Genomic DNA, 2,644 nt, shown 5'->3' with positions numbered 1-2,644 from the left:
CGCTCCGCCCCGAGCCGCGCCAGCCCGGCGTCTACCTGCGCGAGCTCGCGGCGCAGCGGGCGGGTTTTTTCGGCAAGCTGCTGGCGTGCCGCAGCGCTGGCCTTGCGCTGCTCGCGCCCGCTGGCCGCCGGCGCGCGGCGCTCCGCTTCCCCGGCGCCGGGCGCGTCGGACCGCCGCACGGCCTCGCGCAGGCGGCGCGCCTCGTCCAGCAGGTAGCGTTGGTAGTCGTCGAGGTCGCCGTCGAAGGGCACCACCGCGCCGCGCCCGACCAGCCAGAAGTCCTCGCACACCGAGCGCAGCAGCGCCCGGTCGTGGCTGACCAGCATCACGGTGCCGTCGAAATCCTGCAGCGCCATCGCGAGAGCCTCGCGCGTCGCCAGGTCGAGGTGGTTGGTGGGTTCGTCCAGCAGCAGCAGGTTTGGCCGCTGCCAGACGATCATGGCCAGCACCAGCCGCGCCTTTTCACCGCCGCTCATGCTGCCCACGGGCTGGCGCACCATGTCGCCGCTGAAGTTGAAGCTGCCCAGGAAATTGCGCAATTCCTGCTCGCGCGCTGCCTCGCCCTGCACGCCGCTGTCGCGCGCCAGGCGCACCATGTGCTCGAGCGGGTCTTCCGCCGGACGCAACACGTCCAGCTCCTGCTGCGCGAAGTAGCCGATGGTCAGGCCCTTGCCCTCGGTGACCTGGCCGCCCAGCGGCGGCATCTCGCGGGCGATGGTCTTGACCAGGGTGGACTTGCCCTGGCCGTTGGCGCCCAGGATGCCGATGCGCTGCCCGGCCAGCACGGAGCGGTTCACGCCGCGCAGGATGGTGGTTTGCGTCCCATCCTCGCCGACGTAGCCGAAGGAAGCGTCGGTGATCGCCAGCATGGGGTTGGGCAGGTTGGCGGGCTCCCGAAAGGAGAAGGTGAAGTCGGCGCTCGCCAAGACCGGCGCGATCCGCTCCATGCGCTCGATCTGCTTGACACGGCTTTGCGCCTGCCGGGCCTTGGTGGCCTTGGCCTTGAAGCGGTCGATGAAGCTCTGCAGGTGGGCGATCCGTTCCTGCTGGCGCTCGTAGGCCGCCTGCTGCAGCACCAGCTGCTGGGCGCGCAGTTCCTCGAAGCGGCTGTAATTGCCGCCATAGCGCGTCAGCTGGGCGTTCTCGATGTGCAGCGTGACGTCCGTGACGGCATCCAGGAACTCGCGGTCGTGGCTGATGACGATCAGCGTACCGGCGTAGCGCTTGAGCCAGGCTTCCAGCCAGACCAGGGCGTCCAGGTCCAGGTGGTTGGTGGGTTCGTCGAGCAGCAACAGGTCGGACGGCGCCATCAGCGCGCGCGCCAGCTGCAGCCGCATGCGCCAGCCGCCGGAGAAGCTGTTGACCGGCTGGTCGAGCTGCGCCGGCGCGAAGCCCAGGCCGAGGATCAGCGTCTGCGCGCGTGCGGTGGCGTCGTGGGCGCCGGCATCCGCCAGGTCGGCGTGCAGCTGCGCGATCGCCATGCCATCGCCAGCCTGCTGGGCTGCTTCCAGTTGCTGGCGCAACTGCACGAGCCGCGCATCGCCACCGAGCACGAAGGCCGTGGCGCCCTCGGCCGTCTCGGGCATTTCCTGCGCGACCTGGGCCAGCTGCCAATGCGGCGGGAGCAGGAATTCACCACCGTCCTCGTGCAGGCCCCCGGCCAGCAGGGCAAACAGGGAGGATTTCCCGGCGCCGTTGCGCCCGACCAGGCCGACGCGCTCGCCCGGGTTGATGGTGGTGGAGGCGCTGTCCAGCAGAACGCGTGCGCCACGGCGCAGTGTGAGGTTGCGAAGCGTGATCATGAAGCGGGCGATTATCCCGTCGAAGCCGGGCAGGCGGCCGCGGTGCCCGGCCTTGGGCTCAGTCGCCGCCGGTTGCCCACAAGCGCAGCGCCTCGCCCGTGACGAGCAGCACCTGGTCCTCCCCGGCGCTGGTGCCGAGCCAGAACACCGGCAGCCCGGGAAAGGCCGCCTCGAAGAACGGGCGCTCGTGGCCGATCTCCAGCACCAGCACCCCGTCCCCGGCGAGCGCCTGCGGGGCGCGCTGCAGCAGCCCGCGGATGAAGTCCATCCCGTCTGGCCCGCCGGCCAGGGCCAGTTCGGGCTCGGCCCGGTATTCGGCCGGCAGGCGTTGCATGCTCTCCTCGTTCACGTAGGGCGGGTTGCACAGGATCAGGTCCCACGGGCCCGGAGCCTCGGCGAGGCCATCGCTGCACACCAGCCGGATGCGCTCGCCCAGCCCATGGCGCTCCACGTTGATCCGGGCCACCGCCAGGGCGTCGGTGCTGATGTCGGCGCCCGTGACCTGCACCTCCGGCCAGGCCATGGCAGCCAGCACGGCGAGGCTGCCGTTGCCGGTGCACAGGTCGAGCACCCGGTGCGTGCGCGCATCCAGCCAAGGGTCGATGTCGCCGCCCGCGATCAGCTCGGCGATCAGGCTGCGCGGCACGATCGCCCGTTCGTCCACGTAGAAGGGTACGCCCTGCAGCCAGGCTTCGCGGGTCAGGTAGGCCGCAGGCTTGCGGCTGCGGATGCGTTCGTCGAACAGGTGGGCGACGCGCTCGCGGTCGGCCGGGCAGACGGGCTGCCCGGCCACCGAGCCCGGGCCATCGTCGAGCGCACTGTCCAGCGGCAGGCCGAGCTGC

The 2,644-nt window shown here is 71.3% G+C and carries 2 protein-coding genes; both read right to left on the bottom strand.

All coding sequences use genetic code 11. From position 1 onward, the window contains the following. On the bottom strand, window positions 1-1,802 hold a 1,802-nt coding region (locus tag A612_RS08535; RefSeq protein WP_019374083.1), incomplete at its 3' end, for an ABC-F family ATP-binding cassette domain-containing protein. Window positions 1,803-1,860: 58 nt separating this feature from the next. After that, window positions 1,861-2,644, bottom strand: a 784-nt coding sequence (gene prmB, locus A612_RS08530) for a 50S ribosomal protein L3 N(5)-glutamine methyltransferase (RefSeq protein ID WP_019374082.1), incomplete at its 5' end; no start/stop codon positions are given.

This window comes from Melaminivora alkalimesophila (assembly GCF_000282995.1).
GTDB classification, from domain to species: domain Bacteria; phylum Pseudomonadota; class Gammaproteobacteria; order Burkholderiales; family Burkholderiaceae_C; genus Melaminivora; species Melaminivora alkalimesophila.
Note: the sequence above shows the minus strand (reverse complement) of the source record. Positions and strands in the feature narration are given on the sequence as shown.